Source organism: Rhizobium sp. BK251, assembly GCF_004345245.1.
Classification (GTDB): Bacteria; Pseudomonadota; Alphaproteobacteria; order Rhizobiales; family Rhizobiaceae; genus Rhizobium.
In genome coordinates this window covers 113090-128180 of record NZ_SLUQ01000004.1, presented here as the reverse complement: position 1 = coordinate 128180, position 15091 = coordinate 113090, and the positions used below count along the sequence as shown (strand labels likewise).

The 15091-nt window shown below is 63.1% G+C and carries 15 protein-coding genes; 9 read left to right on the top strand and 6 right to left on the bottom strand.

Annotated elements, in window-relative coordinates:
• The first annotated feature begins 105 nt into the window (after positions 1–105).
• Entirely contained in the window at positions 106–1233 is a 1128-nt protein-coding gene (locus tag EV286_RS10675) for a D-alanyl-D-alanine carboxypeptidase family protein (RefSeq protein ID WP_132957021.1), read from the top strand.
• Positions 1234–1245: 12 nt separating this feature from the next.
• A complete protein-coding gene (locus EV286_RS10670) occupies positions 1246–2415 on the top strand; it encodes a GTP-binding protein (protein WP_132957020.1) in 1170 nt (389 codons plus the stop codon).
• Between the two features lie 24 nt (positions 2416–2439).
• Here EV286_RS10670 and EV286_RS10665 read toward each other — a convergent pair whose 3' ends face one another.
• The 5 genes from EV286_RS10665 to EV286_RS31925 all read right to left on the bottom strand — a co-directional run bounded on the left by EV286_RS10665 (position 2440) and on the right by EV286_RS31925 (position 6563).
• Positions 2440–2673 (bottom strand): sulfurtransferase TusA family protein, encoded by a 234-nt coding sequence (locus EV286_RS10665; RefSeq protein ID WP_207909799.1) that lies wholly within the window; start codon positions 2671–2673, stop codon positions 2440–2442.
• Positions 2670–4214 (bottom strand): murein L,D-transpeptidase family protein, encoded by a 1545-nt coding sequence (locus tag EV286_RS10660; RefSeq protein WP_132957019.1) that lies wholly within the window; start codon positions 4212–4214, stop codon positions 2670–2672. Before EV286_RS10660 ends, EV286_RS10665 begins: the two co-directional genes overlap by 4 nt.
• A 193-nt stretch (positions 4215–4407) precedes the next feature.
• Complete coding sequence (locus EV286_RS10655; RefSeq protein WP_132957018.1) at positions 4408–5361, bottom strand: acetyl-CoA carboxylase carboxyltransferase subunit alpha; 954 nt, start codon at positions 5359–5361, stop codon at positions 4408–4410.
• Between the two features lie 61 nt (positions 5362–5422).
• Positions 5423–6376 carry a site-specific tyrosine recombinase XerD gene (xerD, locus tag EV286_RS10650; protein ID WP_132957017.1) on the bottom strand — a complete coding sequence of 318 codons (954 nt, stop codon included), beginning with the start codon at positions 6374–6376 and terminating at the stop codon, positions 5423–5425.
• A 19-nt stretch (positions 6377–6395) separates the two neighbouring features.
• Positions 6396–6563: a hypothetical protein gene (locus EV286_RS31925; protein ID WP_165932822.1), complete on the bottom strand. Its 168-nt coding sequence runs from the start codon at positions 6561–6563 to the stop codon at positions 6396–6398.
• A gap of 154 nt (positions 6564–6717) precedes the next feature.
• Here EV286_RS31925 and EV286_RS10645 point away from each other — a divergent pair, with 154 nt between their 5' ends.
• The 3 genes from EV286_RS10645 to EV286_RS10635 are packed head-to-tail and all read left to right on the top strand — an operon-like array spanning position 6718 to position 9742.
• Positions 6718–7308, top strand: a complete 591-nt coding sequence (locus EV286_RS10645; protein WP_132957016.1) for a shikimate kinase — start codon at positions 6718–6720, stop codon at positions 7306–7308.
• Positions 7305–8438 (top strand): 3-dehydroquinate synthase, encoded by a 1134-nt coding sequence (gene aroB, locus EV286_RS10640; protein ID WP_132957015.1) that lies wholly within the window; start codon positions 7305–7307, stop codon positions 8436–8438. The genes EV286_RS10645 and aroB overlap by 4 nt, the downstream gene beginning before the upstream one ends.
• Positions 8435–9742 carry an HlyC/CorC family transporter gene (locus tag EV286_RS10635; RefSeq protein ID WP_132957014.1) on the top strand — a complete coding sequence of 436 codons (1308 nt, stop codon included), beginning with the start codon at positions 8435–8437 and terminating at the stop codon, positions 9740–9742. Before aroB ends, EV286_RS10635 begins: the two co-directional genes overlap by 4 nt.
• 43 nt (positions 9743–9785) lie before the next feature.
• On the opposite strand, the gene EV286_RS10630 is transcribed toward EV286_RS10635, so the two are convergent.
• Entirely contained in the window at positions 9786–10067 is a 282-nt protein-coding gene (locus EV286_RS10630) for a BolA family protein (protein ID WP_132957013.1), read from the bottom strand.
• A gap of 110 nt (positions 10068–10177) precedes the next feature.
• Between EV286_RS10630 and EV286_RS10625 the strand changes: the two genes are divergently transcribed.
• The 4 genes from EV286_RS10625 to EV286_RS10610 all read left to right on the top strand — a co-directional run bounded on the left by EV286_RS10625 (position 10178) and on the right by EV286_RS10610 (position 15090).
• Positions 10178–10795 carry a J domain-containing protein gene (locus EV286_RS10625; RefSeq protein WP_132957012.1) on the top strand — a complete coding sequence of 206 codons (618 nt, stop codon included), beginning with the start codon at positions 10178–10180 and terminating at the stop codon, positions 10793–10795.
• A gap of 309 nt (positions 10796–11104) precedes the next feature.
• Positions 11105–12097: a cobaltochelatase subunit CobS gene (gene cobS / locus EV286_RS10620; RefSeq protein WP_132957011.1), complete on the top strand. Its 993-nt coding sequence runs from the start codon at positions 11105–11107 to the stop codon at positions 12095–12097.
• Between the two features lie 19 nt (positions 12098–12116).
• A complete protein-coding gene (cobT, locus tag EV286_RS10615; RefSeq protein ID WP_132957010.1) occupies positions 12117–14018 on the top strand; it encodes a cobaltochelatase subunit CobT in 1902 nt (633 codons plus the stop codon).
• 58 nt (positions 14019–14076) lie between these two features.
• Entirely contained in the window at positions 14077–15090 is a 1014-nt protein-coding gene (locus EV286_RS10610) for an esterase-like activity of phytase family protein (protein WP_132957009.1), read from the top strand.
• The last annotated feature ends 1 nt before the right edge of the window (position 15091 follow it).

Genomic DNA, 15091 nt, shown 5'->3' with positions numbered 1-15091 from the left:
GTGACGCCCAAGAAATAACTTAGTCAATCACCTTTGCCATGTCCTAGCCATATAGGATAAATAGGCGAAGCTTTCGAGACATTTCCGGAATTTGAAGGACCGACCGTGCCAGCGAACCAGAACCGTTTGTTTGCAGCCCTGAAGCCGTTTTCGCTTGCGGCGACGGCGGTTGCTTGTCTTCTCTCGACTGCGGTCGTTGCCGAGGCCAATCCCTATATCCTGGTCGATGTGCAGAGTGGGCGCGTGCTGGAGCATCAGGAGGCCTTCCGCAAGTGGTATCCGGCTTCGCTGACCAAGCTGATGACGGTCTACACGGTTTTTCGCGCGATCCAGGCGGGCGAGATCGCGCTCGACACGCCCATTGCCATGAGCAAGAACGCCGCAGCCCAGCCGGCCGCCAAGATGTATTTCAAGCCCGGCCAGAAGCTGACGCTCGATAGCGCGCTGAAGATCGTGCTCGTCAAGTCGGCCAATGACGTTGCCGTTGCGCTCGCCGAGGCCGTCGGGGGCACGCAGGACGCCTTCGTCACCCGGATGAATGCCGAGGCGTTGCGGCTCGGCATGACCTCCTCGCATTTCGTCAATCCGAACGGCCTGCCCGGCAAGGGCCAGTATACGACGGCGCGCGACCTTGCGATCGTTGCGGTGGCTCTCAGGCGCGAGTTCCCGCAATATGCCGGCTATTTCGCGCTCGACGGTTTCACGACGGGAACGGCTGCCAAGCCGGTTCCGAACCTCAATCTCCTGATCGGCCGCTTCGACGGCGCTGACGGCATGAAGACCGGTTTCATCTGTGCCTCCGGCTTTAACCAAGTGGCTTCGGCTACGCGCAATGGCCGCACGCTCGTTTCCGTCGTGCTGGGCACGGACAGCCTTGCCGCACGCGCCGACCACTCGGCTGATCTGCTGCAGGCCGGGTTCACGACTGCGCCCGCCACTAACGACACATTGGCGAGCCTCAAGCCCTACGGCCCCTGGCAGGACGAGGTCGCGGACATCAGCGCCGACATCTGTAGCGCCAAGGGTGCCAAGGTCCGCAGCGAAACGCGCGACGAGGTGGGTCGCATGAAGGTTCGCTCTCCCTATATACATGAGATGACGCAGCCGCCGCAGTTCGTCTTTGCCGGGTTGATGCCGGGCCAGACGCCACCGCCGAGCAACAAGGTGGCTGCAGCCGATGCCGGCGACGTGGCAGATGTTCCGATCCCGCTGCCGCGTCCGACATCCTTTTGAGGACATCGATAAATGAGCCTTCCACGTGACCGGATTCCGGTTTCCATCCTGACGGGCTTCCTCGGGGCCGGGAAATCGACGCTGCTCAACCGGATCCTGAAGGATCCCGCAATGACGGATGCAGCCGTCATTATCAACGAGTTCGGCGATGTCGGCATCGACCACCTGCTGGTCGAAAGCTCGGGCGATGCCGTCATCGAGCTCTCCGACGGCTGCCTCTGCTGCACCGTGCGCGGCGAGCTTGTCGATACGCTTGCCAATCTCGTGGACGGCATCCAGACCGGCAGGTTCCGGCCGTTGAAACGGGTCGTGATCGAGACGACGGGTCTGGCCGATCCGGCGCCCGTCATGCAGGCGATCATGGGCAATCCGGTGATCGCCCAGAACTTCGAGCTGGACGGTGTCGTCACCGTCGTCGACGCGGTCAACGGCGGCAGCACGCTCGACAACCATGAAGAGGCGCGCAAGCAGGTCGCGGTCGCCGACAGGCTGATCCTCGCCAAGGCATCGCTGACAGACGAGGGCCAGCGCCGGGCGCTGGAGGCGGAACTGCGTGCCCTCAATCCGCGCGCGCCACTGCTGGACGCGGACGAGGACGAGAGCGGGAGAGCCGCGATCCTGGTCAACGGTCTCTATGATCCGGCCACGAAGATCGCCGATGTCCATCGTTGGCTGCGCGACGAGGAGGCCGCCGACGGAGACGATCACCACCACGAACACCACCACCACCGCCACGACCACCACCATCATGGCGACGGACACGGCCATCGCGCCCACCAGCATCCGCACGACGTGAACCGCCACGACGAGACGATCCGCTCGTTCTCGATCGTGGAGAGCCAGCCGATCGATCCGGCAGCGCTCGACATGTTCATCGATCTCCTGCGCTCGGCGCATGGGGAGCGCCTGCTTCGCATGAAGGCGATCGTTGCCCTTTCCGACAAGCCGGAGCGGCCGGTCGTCCTGCATGGCGTGCAGAACATCTTCCATCCGCCGGTGCGCCTGCCGGCCTGGCCCGATCCGACCGATCGCCGGACCCGGATGGTGATCATTACGAAGGATTTGCCGGAGGCCTTCGTGAAGAACCTTTTCGATGCCTTCCTCGGAAAGCCTCGGATCGACCAGCCGGACCGTGCGGCCCTGCAGGACAATCCTCTCGCCATCCCCGGCATGAAGATCTGAAATTTGCGGCGGGTGTCGCCCGCGCTATCCCTTGCGAATGACGAAGCGATGGCCGCTCGCGGTCTTCGCCGTCTCGACGAGCTCGTGACCGTTCTCGTTGCAGAAATGCGGGATATCGATCGTCGCGAGCGGATCGGTCGTCTCGATGCGGAGCAGGTCGCCAGCCTGCATGGAGGCGAGCTTCTTGCGCGCCTTGAGGACCGGCAGAGGGCATTTCAGCCCGCGCAGGTCATAGAAGGCGGCCTCCAGGCCGCTCATTGCTTGGCCCAGAACTTCCAGAAGGGTTTCTTTTCGGCCACCTGCACCGCAGCGGCCGGCGGCGGTGCATTCTGCTGGTCCGCAGCAGCGGCCTCTGCCGGAGCAGGGGCGGGCTGCGTGGACGCCGCTGGGGCCGGAGCGGCCGCGGGCACGACGGCTGGCCGTGTTGCAGCGGCCGGTTGAGCGTCACCGCTTGGCGCGGCGGGCGTCGCTGCGATTGCGGGTGCCGCAGCAGCGGGTGCCGGAGGTGCATCTTCCCTGCCCCAGAAGCGCCAGAAGGGCTTCTTGGCTGCCGCCTGCGTCTCAGCCTGCGGCTCTGGCGCGAATGCCAGCGGATTGGGCTTGGGCACGGGAATGCTCGAAGGTGTGGCGGTAGCGACCATGGTGGCCGCGCCGTCCTGTTGTGCGGCTGGGGCTGCCGGCTCGCTGCCTGCCGCCGGTGCCGTCGGCACGACGCGCGTCGGGGCGAGCGCAGTCTTCGCACTCGGCAGCGGCTTTCCGGCCGCGGCGGCGGCCGACTGCTTGTCCGAGATCTGCTCAAGTTCTGCGACCTTGACCAAGCGGCCGGCTTCGAGCGCCGTACCTGTCGGCGCGTACGCCAGATCGCGGCCCTTGCGCAGCTTTGCAACGACCGCCTTGCGCTCGGCTTCGGTCGGGTCGTACCAGGCCATGCCGTCGAACTTGCTCATCGCCTTGGCGTAGCCGCGCTGGTAGTCCTTGTCATAGGCGGAAAGCGCGGCCATGAGCGCGGGGGGCGTCGACATGGCCGGGCATGCGCCGGCGGCGTTGAATGTCGTCCCGTCCGCTACCTGCTGGTTGAAGACGTATTTCTTCTCGCAGACGTTTACTTCCGGCGGACGCTTGGTGACCTCGAAGTTGTCGTAGCCGACCTTCAGCATCTTCCAGAAGTCGTAATGCGGGCTAAGGCGGTGCTTTACCATGTTCTCCGCGGTCATGCGGAAGGGGAAGGCCTCCAACTGGACGGATTTCTGGCCGCCCTTGAAGGCGTCGCGGGCAAAGGCATAGATCTCCAGGACCTGCTCGTCGGTCATGGAATAGCAGCCCGAGGACGAGCACGCGCCATGGATCATCAGGTTGGCGCCGGAACGTCCGTTTGCCTGGTCGTAGCGGTTCGGAAAGCCGGTGTTGATGGCGAGGTAGTATTTCGAATAGGGATTGAGGTTGGCCGGCGTCAGATTGTAGAAGCCTTCCGGCGCCTGCCGGTCGCCTTCCTTGACCTTCGGACCGAGACGGCCGGACCATGCGCAAATCTTGTAGTCGGCGATCTTTTCGAAGCGGCTGTCGGTCTTCGCCTTCCAGATCTCGAGAGCGCCTTCTTCCTTGAAGATGCGGATCATGATCGGGGAATTGCGATCCATCCCTTTCGTGCGCATTTCAGCGAGGATGCGCGGGGGGAGCGGCTGTTCGACCTTGTCCTTGACTTTCGACAGGTCGATCGCAGTCGTCGCGTCCATAGCGTCATTGCAGCCAGCAAGGGCCAGCGCCATCAGCGATATATAGGCGATATGACGTAAGCGCATTCAAGAAAGCCCATAAACAGGATGCGGAACACAAAACCGGTCGACACACGAGACGGAATCATAGACCGCTTATAGTTCACAAATGGTTATCAGCCTGTGACGCATGCGCAAGCGCCCAGCAAGCGCAAATGCTAATGATAACATCATTGTGGCCAAGATTTGGCCGCAATTTCGCCAAGCCGTCGCGCAGCGCCTAAAGATTGCGTCCCATGTTCAGGAATTTCTGGCGCCGGTCGCTGCGCAACTGGTCGCCCGGGCGACCGCTAAAGTCCTGCAAAGCCCCGGCAATCACGTCGCCGGTCGCGGCGATGACGGTCTTCGGATCGCGATGCGCACCGCCGAGCGGCTCCGGAATGATGCCGTCGATGACGCCCAGCGATTTCAGGTCTTCTGCCGTGATTTTCATGTTCGTCGCGGCTTCCTTGGCGCGGGTCGAGTCGCGCCAGAGAATGGATGCGGCCCCTTCCGGGGAAATGACGCTGTAGATCGAATGCTCGAGCATGTAGATGCGATTGCCCGTGGCGATCGCGATCGCGCCGCCCGAACCGCCCTCGCCGACGATCACCGAAACGATCGGCACTTTCACGTTCAGACACATTTCCGTCGAGCGGGCGATCGCCTCGGCCTGGCCGCGCTCCTCGGCGCCGACGCCCGGATAAGCCCCAGCGGTATCGACGAGCGTGATGATCGGCAGGCCGAAGCGGTCCGCCATCTCCATCATGCGGATCGCCTTGCGATAGCCTTCGGGCCGGGCACTGCCGAAATTGTGCTTGAGGCGCGACTTGGTGTCGTTGCCCTTTTCCTGGCCGATCACCGCGACAGGCTCGCCGCGAAAGCGGGCGAAGCCAGCCTGGATCGCCGCGTCCTCGGAAAACTTGCGGTCACCGGCGAGCGGCGTGAATTCGCGGAAGAGCTCTTCGGCATAGTCGACGAAGTGCGGGCGCTGCGGGTGGCGCGCGACCTGCGTCTTCTGCCAGGGATTGAGCTTGGAGTAGATGTCGAGCGTCGCCTCCCGGACGCGCACCTCCAGTCGCGCGATCTCGTCCGACGTGTCGATGCTCTCGTCTTCGGCGGCAAGTTTCTTCAGTTCAAGAATCTTGCCTTCGAGGTCCGAGATTGGCTTTTCGAAATCGAGATAGTTGTGCATGAGATGCGTTTCCGATCCTTCTGCCTGCAACGTCAGGCTGGCTTCTCGCCTTTTCGCCGTCCTATTCCTGTTTTTTGGCCTGTTTGGCAAGAGGGTGATGCGTCTGAACCAGTTGCTGGAGCCGCTCTTCCAGAACATGAGTGTAGATTTGTGTCGTCGAAATGTCCGAATGACCGAGGAGTTCCTGCACCACGCGCAGGTCGGCGCCGTTCTGCAGCAAGTGGCTGGCGAATGCATGGCGCATGACGTGCGGCGAGATCAGGGAGGGTGTCAGCCCGGCACGGATCGCGAGATCCTTCAGGTTGCGCGCAAAAACCTGGCGCGGCAGGTAGCCCTCTTTTGAATCGGCCGGAAAGAGCCAAGGGCTTTCGTCCGGCCTTGCCTCAAGCGCGCTTTCCTCGGCTCGCTTCCTGCCATAGGCCCTGAGTGCCGCGACGGCCGATTGCGAGAGCGGCACGAGCCGTTCCTTGTTGCCCTTGCCACGGATGAGAAGGAAACGGCCCTCCTGATCGAGAACGCGTGCGGGCAGGGAGACTAGCTCGCTGACGCGCATGCCGGTCGCGTATAGCAATTCCAGGAGCGCGAGCATCCGTAGCCGCTGCAGCTGGCCGGGCGCCGGGCTAGCCGCCTCGTCCTCCGCCTGTCCGAGCAGTCGGCTCACCTCGTCGATGCCCATTGTCTTCGGGAGCGCGCGCGCCTTCTTCGGCGCGTCCAGTATCCCAGTCGGATCGTCGCCCCGCAGTCCTTCCGCATAGAGGAATTTATAGAACTGGCGCATGGCGGAGAGCCGGCGCGCCTGGGAGGTGGCGGCAAAACCCTTCTTGGAAAGGTTGGCGAGATAGGCGCTGAGATCCTCCGAACGGGCTTCGATCAGGCGCACGCTGCGATCCTGGAGAAAGGAGAAAAGGTCGTCGAGATCGCGCTGGTAGGACTGCAGCGTGTTGGCGGCCGCCCCGCGCTCGGCGCTCATCATCTCCAGGAATGCCTCCGTGTGGATGCGGCCCGTGTCCCTCACGACTGAAGTTCCCACCCGTTCAATTGCGCACCGTGCCGGTTGCCGGCGGGTTCACCCGCTCGGAGGGAATGCGGATCGTGACATCGCGTTCCTGCGGCACGACAAAGGTGACGAGCGCAACCATCGCCCCGTAGATCGATCCGGCGATGACCGCACAGACCACCAGGAAGCGGAAGAGGGTTGGCATCCGGCATCTCCTTGAGTTTTCCCGGCTTCCTATATGAAGAAGCCTGTTTGCAAGTGCAAGAAGCGGCCAACGTGGTCATGTTTCCGGCGCTGCGCGACTTGACGCTACCGGTGCATTTGTCGATACCGTTTGCAAAGAAATAGTGAACGGGCCGATGAGTGAAACAGTCCTGACCCTTGCCGACAACCTGAAAGACCGCGCGCGTGCGGCTCTCGGTTCGCGCAATTTGATCCTTGTCGGGCTCATGGGTGCCGGAAAATCCTCTGTCGGCCGTCTTGTCGCCGGCCAGCTCGGCATACCCTTCATCGATACCGATGCGGAGATCGAGCGCGTATCGCGCATGACGATCACCGACCTCTTCGCCGCCTATGGCGAGGAGGAGTTCCGTTCCCTCGAGGCGCGCGTGATGAAAAGGCTGCTCAAGGGCGGGCCGCGCGTCGTCTCCACCGGCGGCGGCGCCTTCATCAACGACCGCACGCGCAAGCACATCAAGCGCGGCGGCCTTTCGATCTGGCTGAAGGCGGATCTGGACGTGCTTTGGGAGCGCGTCAGCAAGCGAGACACGCGACCGCTTCTCAAGACGGAAAACCCGAAGCAGACGCTCGAAAACCTGATGAATGCGCGCTACCCGGTCTATGCGCAGGCGGACGTCACCGTCCTGTCGCGCGACGTGCGCAAGGAGGTGATGGCAAGCGAGGTCCTCGCCGCGATCGCCTCGACCTCTGTTGAAAGTCCGAAGCCATGAATGCGATCGTTTCCACATCCGCTGAACGCCTCGTCCACGTCCCGCTCGGCGAACGCGCCTATGATATCCTCATCGGGCCAGGCCTCATCGCGCGCGCCGGTAAGGAAATCGCCTCGCGCCTCAAGGGCCGCAAGGCTGCCGTCATCACCGACGAGCATGTAGCACCGCTCTATCTCGATGCGCTTGTCGCAAGCCTCAGGGCGGAAGGCATCGAGGCGGCGAGCCTCGTGCTGCCGGCAGGCGAGAAGACGAAGAGCTTCGAGCATCTTATGTCCGTCTGCGATACCGTGCTGGCCGCTCGCATCGAGCGCAATGACACGGTGATTGCCCTTGGTGGCGGCGTCATCGGCGATCTCGCGGGTTTTGCCGCCGGCATCGTGCGTCGCGGGGTGCGTTTCATCCAGGTGCCTACCTCGCTGCTTTCGCAGGTCGATTCCTCCGTCGGCGGCAAGACCGGCATCAACAGCCGCCACGGCAAGAACCTCATTGGCGTTTTCCATCAGCCCGACCTCGTGCTCGCGGATACCGACGTGCTCAATACGCTGAGCGAGCGGGAGTTTCGCGCCGGCTATGCCGAAGTCGCGAAATACGGCCTCATCGACAAGCCCGACTTTTTCGCCTGGCTGGAAGGCAACTGGCGTGACGTCTTTGCCGGTGGCGCCTCGCGGATAGAGGCGATTGCCGCAAGCTGCCAGGCCAAGGCCGATGTTGTCGTCGCCGACGAACGCGAGAACGGGCGCCGGGCCCTTCTCAACCTCGGCCATACATTTGGCCATGCCCTGGAGGCAGCGACAGAATACGACAGCCGCCGCCTGGTGCACGGCGAGGGCGTGGCGATCGGGATGGTGCTGGCGCACGAATTCTCGGCTCGCCTCAATCTTGCGAGCCCGGACGACGCGGGGCGGGTGGAGGCGCATTTGACGACGGTTGGCCTTCCCGTGCGCATGTCGGACATCCCGGGCACCCTTCCGCCGGCCGAGGTGCTGATGGACGCGATCGCCCAGGACAAGAAGGTAAAGGGCGGCAAGCTTGCCTTCATCCTGACGCATGGCATTGGGCAGTCCTTCGTCGCCGACGACGTGCCGGCTTCGGAAGTCTTGCGTTTCCTCAAGGATAAGCACCCTCAATGACGCTCGAAGCCACGCTCGAGATTCTGGCCCATTATTGGCCCGAGATCGTCTCGATCCTGGTGCTGGTCCTGTTTTCGGCCTTCTTCTCCGGTTCGGAGACCGCGTTGACGGCGGCTTCCCGCAGCCGCATGCACACGCTGGAGGCCAATGGCGAAGTGCGCGCGGGTATCGTGCGCCAGCTCATCGAGCGTCGCGACCGCCTCATCGGCGCGCTTCTGATCGGCAACAATCTCGCCAATATTCTCTCCTCGTCGCTTGCGACGAGCGTCTTCCTCGGTCTCTTCGGCAATTCCGGCGTCGCGCTTGCGACGCTTGCCATGACCGTCATCCTGGTCATCTTCGCGGAAGTGCTGCCCAAGAGCTGGGCCATATCCGCCCCCGATCGTTTCGCGCTCGCCGTTGCCGCCCCCGTTCGGCTTTTCGTTGCCGTAGCCGGCCCCTTGTCGAGCTTCGTCAACGCCATCGTGCGGCGGATTCTGGCCGTCTTTGGCGTGAGCCTCTCCAAGGAGGTGTCTATGCTCTCGGCCCACGAGGAACTGCGCGGCGCCGTCGATCTCCTGCATCGGGAAGGTTCGGTAGTGAAGGCCGACCGCGACCGGTTGGGCGGCGTGCTCGATCTGGGCGAACTCGATCTTTCCGACATCATGGTCCACCGCACGGCAATGCGGGCGATCAACGCCGACGACCCGCCCGAAGCGGTCGTCAAGGCCATCCTCGAAAGCCCCTATACGCGCATGCCGCTCTGGCGTGGCACGATCGACAACATCATCGGCGTCGTCCACGCCAAGGACCTTCTACGCGCCCTTGCTGAACCCAATGTCGAGCCGGAGAACCTCGATATCGTCAAGATCGCGCAGAAACCCTGGTTCGTGCCCGACAGCACCAACCTGAAGGACCAGTTGAACGCCTTCCTGCGCCGCAAGCAGCATTTCGCCGTCGTCGTCGACGAGTATGGCGAGGTGCAGGGCATCGTCACGCTGGAAGACATCCTGGAGGAGATTGTCGGCGACATTGCCGACGAGCACGATCTCGATATCCAGGGCGTGCGGCAGGAGTCGGATGGCTCGATCGTCGTCGACGGCTCGGTGCCGATCCGCGACCTCAACCGTGCGCTCGACTGGCATCTGCCGGACGAGGAAGCCACGACGATTGCCGGCCTCGTCATCCATGAATCGATGACCATTCCCGAAGAGCGCCAGGCCTTCACGTTTCACGGCAAGCGGTTCATCGTCATGAAGCGGGAAAAGAACCGCATCACCAAGCTGCGCATCCGCCCGGCTGAGGAAGAGACGAAGCCGGCCTGACTTGGATCGGCAGGCTTCGATCACCATATAAGCGTCGAACCTGCTACCAGCGGACGGGCTCGCCCGGTGCCGCCGGTTCGACAGCGAGCGCGTGCAGCCCTGCATCCAGTTCCGGCTTCAGCAGTTCGGTGATGGCGCGATGGCGGGCGAGGCGGGGCATGCCGGCAAACGCCGCGGACACGATTCTGACCCGCATATGGGTTTCCCCGGTTCCGGTCATGTCCGGCTGGTGGCCCGCATGCAGGTGGCTCTCGTTGATGACCAGGAGGCGCTCCGGCGAGAAGGCCTGCCTGAGTTTTTCCTCGATGCTGGATTGAATCGTCATTTGCGGCACGCGGCTTCGCTGGCTGTTCACGAAAAAGGGTTCACAAAGCCAGCAACAATCGTGTTTGTCAATTCTTGTTGTCGCCAGCCGGGAGCACCATAATTAGCGCCATGGGACTCGACTCAAAATACTTCGATCGCATCCGCACCCGCCGCAAGCGGCCGCAGGAGGCCGAGCATGTGGAACCGACCTGTCAGTGGGACGGCTGCGACAAGAATGGCACCCACCGCGCGCCCGTCGGGCGCAATGCGGAGGGGCAATTCTTCCTGTTCTGTTTCGAGCATGTGAAGGAATACAACAAGGGCTACAACTACTTCTCCGGCCTCTCGGACGGCGAGATCGCGCGCTACCAGAAGGAGGCGATCACCGGCCATCGGCCCACCTGGACGGTTGGCGTCAACAGTGCGGCGCGCAACAGCCCGCTGCATTCCGATATTCGCTCCGGTGCCTATTCCCGCGTCAAGGATCCCTTCGGCTTCGTGGCACAGGGACGCGGCAATGAGTCGCGCGTCGCGCCGCAGATGCGCAAGCTGAAGTCCCTGGAGGCAAAAGCCTTCGACACGATGGATCTTTCCGCCGGTGCCACCGCCAAGGAGATCAAGAGCCGCTACAAGGAACTGGTGAAGAAGCACCATCCCGATGCCAATGGCGGCGATCGCGGCTCGGAGGAGCGGTTCAGGGCCGTCATCCAGGCCTATCAATTGTTGAAGCAGAACGGTTTTTGTTGAGCCGCGTCCTTGCTCTCGCGTCCGGATAGGGTATGTTCCCAAGCGGTCAGGATCGTCCGGCATCCGCCGAGGGTTTTCGCGTGTCCGCCTGGACGAGACTGAACCACCTTCCGGACGCGGCGTTTCTTGTCCGGGGCTCTGTCCAGAGAATGCTCGCAGGCACCAGCCGGTCCCGTCGATGCTTCGTTTCAGTCCCGGAGAAGAAGAGCCGACGTCCCGGTCCGCACGGGCGGTATGAATCCGTGGCGCTGCGGTTGCGAGATATGCAAGATATTTGGCCGGGTGGCGTTCACCCGCCTTGGAGACATGATGAGCAAGATCGATCTAGATATTTCCGAAGTTCCCGATACGACCGTTTCAGTGCGTGAGGTTTTCGGTATCGACTCCGATATCCGCGTGCCCGCCTATAGCAAGGGCGATGCCTACGTGCCGGATCTCGATACGGACTACCTCTTCGATCGCGAAACGACGCTCGCCATTCTTGCAGGCTTTGCCCATAACCGACGCGTCATGATCTCCGGCTATCACGGAACCGGCAAGTCGTCGCACATCGAGCAGGTCGCTGCCCGGCTCAACTGGCCTTGCGTGCGCATCAACCTCGACAGCCACGTCAGCCGTATCGATCTCGTCGGCAAGGATGCCATCGTCGTCAAGGACGGGCTGCAGATCACCGAATTCAAGGACGGTATCCTGCCCTGGGCCTACCAGCACAATGTCGCTCTCGTCTTCGACGAATATGATGCCGGCCGCCCCGACGTGATGTTCGTCATCCAGCGCGTGCTCGAATCCTCCGGCCGCCTCACCCTGCTCGACCAGAGCCGCGTCATTCGCCCGCATCCCGCTTTCCGCCTGTTTGCGACGGCAAATACGATCGGCCTCGGCGATACGACCGGCCTTTATCACGGCACGCAGCAGATCAACCAGGCGCAGATGGACCGCTGGTCGATCGTGACGACCCTGAACTATCTGCCGCACGACCATGAAGTGAACATCGTCGCATCCAAGGTGAAGAGCTTCGGCAAGGACAAGAATGGGCGCGAAACCGTGTCCAAGATGGTCCGCGTTGCCGATATGACGCGCGCTTCCTTCATGAACGGCGACCTCTCAACGGTCATGAGCCCGCGTACGGTCATCACCTGGGCCGAGAACGCGGAAATCTTCGGCGACATTGCGTTCGCCTTCCGCGTCACCTTCCTCAACAAGTGCGACGAACTGGAGCGTCCGTTGGTTGCCGAGCATTACCAGCGCGCCTTCGGGGTCGAGCTGAAGGAAAGCGCCGCCAACATCGTGCTTGAAGCCTGAGAGGAAGAGCGCGGAACTCATGGCTGCCCGTGGTGACAATTCAAAGGCCAAGCCTGGCGCGCCGGTGGACATGGAGCCACTGCGCCGGGCCATAACCGGCTGCGTGCGCGCGATCGCCGGCGACGCGGACGTCGAGGTTGCTTTTGCCAATGAGCGTCCCGGCATGACCGGGGAGCGCATCCGCCTGCCCGAGCTTTCCAAAAGGCCGACCGCCCGCGAACTGGCCGTGACCCGCGGCCTTGGCGATTCCATGGCGCTGCGGATTGCCTGCCATGACGCGCGCGTTCATGCGACCATGTCTCCGCAGGGCAGCGATGCGCGTGCGATCTTCGATGCCGTGGAGCAGGCTCGCGTCGAATCGATCGGCGCGTTGCGCATGAGTGGCATGGCGTCCAATCTCAGTTCCATGCACGAGGAGAAGTACGCGAAGGCGAACTTTACCGGCATCGAGCGCCAGGAGGAGGCGCCGATCGGGGAGGCGGTGGCGATGCTCGTGCGCGAGACGCTGACCGGCCAGAAGCCGCCGGCCTCGGCCGGGAAGGTGCTCGATCTCTGGCGGCCCTTCATTCAGGAGAAGGCGGCCGGCGAGCTTGCAAACCTCTCCACCGCGATCAACGACCAGCAGGCCTTTGCGCGCGTCGTGCGCAATATGCTTTCGGCCATGGAAATGGCCGAGGAATATGGCGATGAGGATAGCGATCCTGATTCCGAGGAGAATTCCAGCGACGAGGACCAGCCGAGCGGCGAGGACCAGGACCAAGAGGAGGTCGAGGAGGACGCCGGTTCGGACAGCGCTCCCGTCGAGGACAGCGAGACCTCCGAGGAGCAGACCGAAGAAGGCGAGATGGACGGCGCCGAGATCTCCGACGACGACATGGTCGAGGAGGGCGAGGACGAGTCCGAGACGCCAGGCGAAACCCGCCGGCCCAATACGCCTTTCGCCGACTTCAACGAGAAGGTCGACTATCACGTCTACACCGAGGAATTCGACGAGATCATAACGGCCGAGGAGCTGTGTGATACCGCGGAGCTCGAGCGGCTGCGCGCCTTCCTCGACAAGCAGCTTGCCCATCTGCAGGGTGCCGTCGGCCGGCTGGCGAACCGCCTGCAGCGGCGCCTGATGGCGCAGCAGAACCGCTCCTGGGATTTCGACCTGGAAGAGGGCTATCTCGATCCGGCGCGTCTGACGCGCATGATCATCGACCCGATGCAGGCGCTGTCCTTCAAGATGGAGCGCGATACGCAGTTCCGCGATACGGTCGTCACGCTGTTGATCGACAACTCCGGCTCGATGCGCGGCCGGCCTATCACGGTCGCCGCAACCTGCGCGGACATCCTGGCGCGCACGCTGGAGCGTTGCGGCGTCAAGGTCGAGATCCTCGGCTTTACGACGAAAGCCTGGAAGGGCGGACAGGCGCGCGAGAAGTGGCTTGCCGGCGGCAAGCCGCAGACGCCGGGCCGTCTCAACGACCTGCGCCATATCATCTACAAGTCCGCCGATGCCCCATGGCGTCGAGCACGCTCCAATCTCGGGCTGATGATGCGCGAGGGCCTGCTCAAGGAGAATATCGACGGCGAGGCGCTGATCTGGGCGCATAACCGGCTTCTCGGACGACGCGAGCAGCGGCGCATCCTGATGATGATCTCCGACGGCGCGCCGGTCGACGATTCGACGCTCTCGGTCAATCCGGGCAATTATCTGGAACGGCACCTGCGCGCCGTGATCGAGCAGATCGAAACGCGATCGCCGGTCGAACTGCTGGCGATCGGCATCGGCCACGATGTCACTCGCTACTACCGCCGAGCCGTAACCATCGTCGATGCCGATGAACTTGCCGGTGCGATGACCGAACAGCTCGCCTCGCTTTTCGAGGATCAGTCGATACAGCCGCGCGGCGGCCGCTTGCGTCGGGCAGGATAAGGGTGGCTCACACGAGCCGCCCGCGCCAATTGTGATATCAAGAGGAGAACGCCGCGGAATGCGTCTGAAACGTCTCTCGCAGTCCGTTGCGCTTTCCATTTCCCTTGTCTCAGCGATCCCTGCAGCCTTTGCCGGCGAAAGCGCACCCGTCGACAGTCGTGCGATAACGGAATTCAGGATCGGTCGGCCAGAGAAGGTTTTCGGCCGCCTGGAATTCCTCGGCGGCCTCGAGCTCTATTCTCGCAACCGGCTTTTCGGTGCGCTCTCGGCGATCCGCTTCCGGGAGGATGGCAGGCATTTCGTCGGCGTGCTCGACACGGGCCATTGGCTGACCGGCCGCGTCGTGCGCGATGCGGAGGGCCGTCTTTCAGGCGTCGAGGACGTGGTCATTACGCCGATGAAGGACCGCACCGGCCGTACCTACGAAGGCAAGGGCCGCATGGACGCTGAAAGCATGGCGCTGCATGGCGACAGCATTCTGGTCGGCTTCGAGCAGCGGCACCGCATCGAGGCCTATCCCGATCCCGGGTTCGAGGATTCCCCGTCGACCCGCTCCGTTCCTATCCTCATTCCGCCGAACTCGCTGCGCGGCAATCGCGGCCTGGAGGCCCTGGCCGTTGCGCCACAGAATGGCCCGTTGAAGGGCGGCACCGTCGCCGTGTCCGAGAAGAGCCTCGACCGGCAGGGCAATCTTCTGGCTGCAATCCTCGACGGGCCGCTTCAGGGGCGCTTCAGCGTGCGACCGGACGGGGAGTTCGACGTGACCGATGGCGCCTTCCTGCCGAGCGGGGACCTGCTACTGCTGGAGCGCCGCTTCAACATGGCAAGCGGCATCGGCATGCGCCTGCGGTTAATCAAGGGCGGCGATATCAAGCCCGGCGCGGTGGTCGACGGAGAGGTGCTCATCGACACCGACTTCGGCTACCAGATCGACAATATGGAGGGCCTGGACGTCTTTCAGGCCGCCGACGGCAGCACCCACCTGGTGATGGTCTCAGACGACAACCACTCGATCCTGCAGCGGACGGTGATGCTGGAATTCCAGCTCGAGCAGGAACCGCTTACCCGATAGC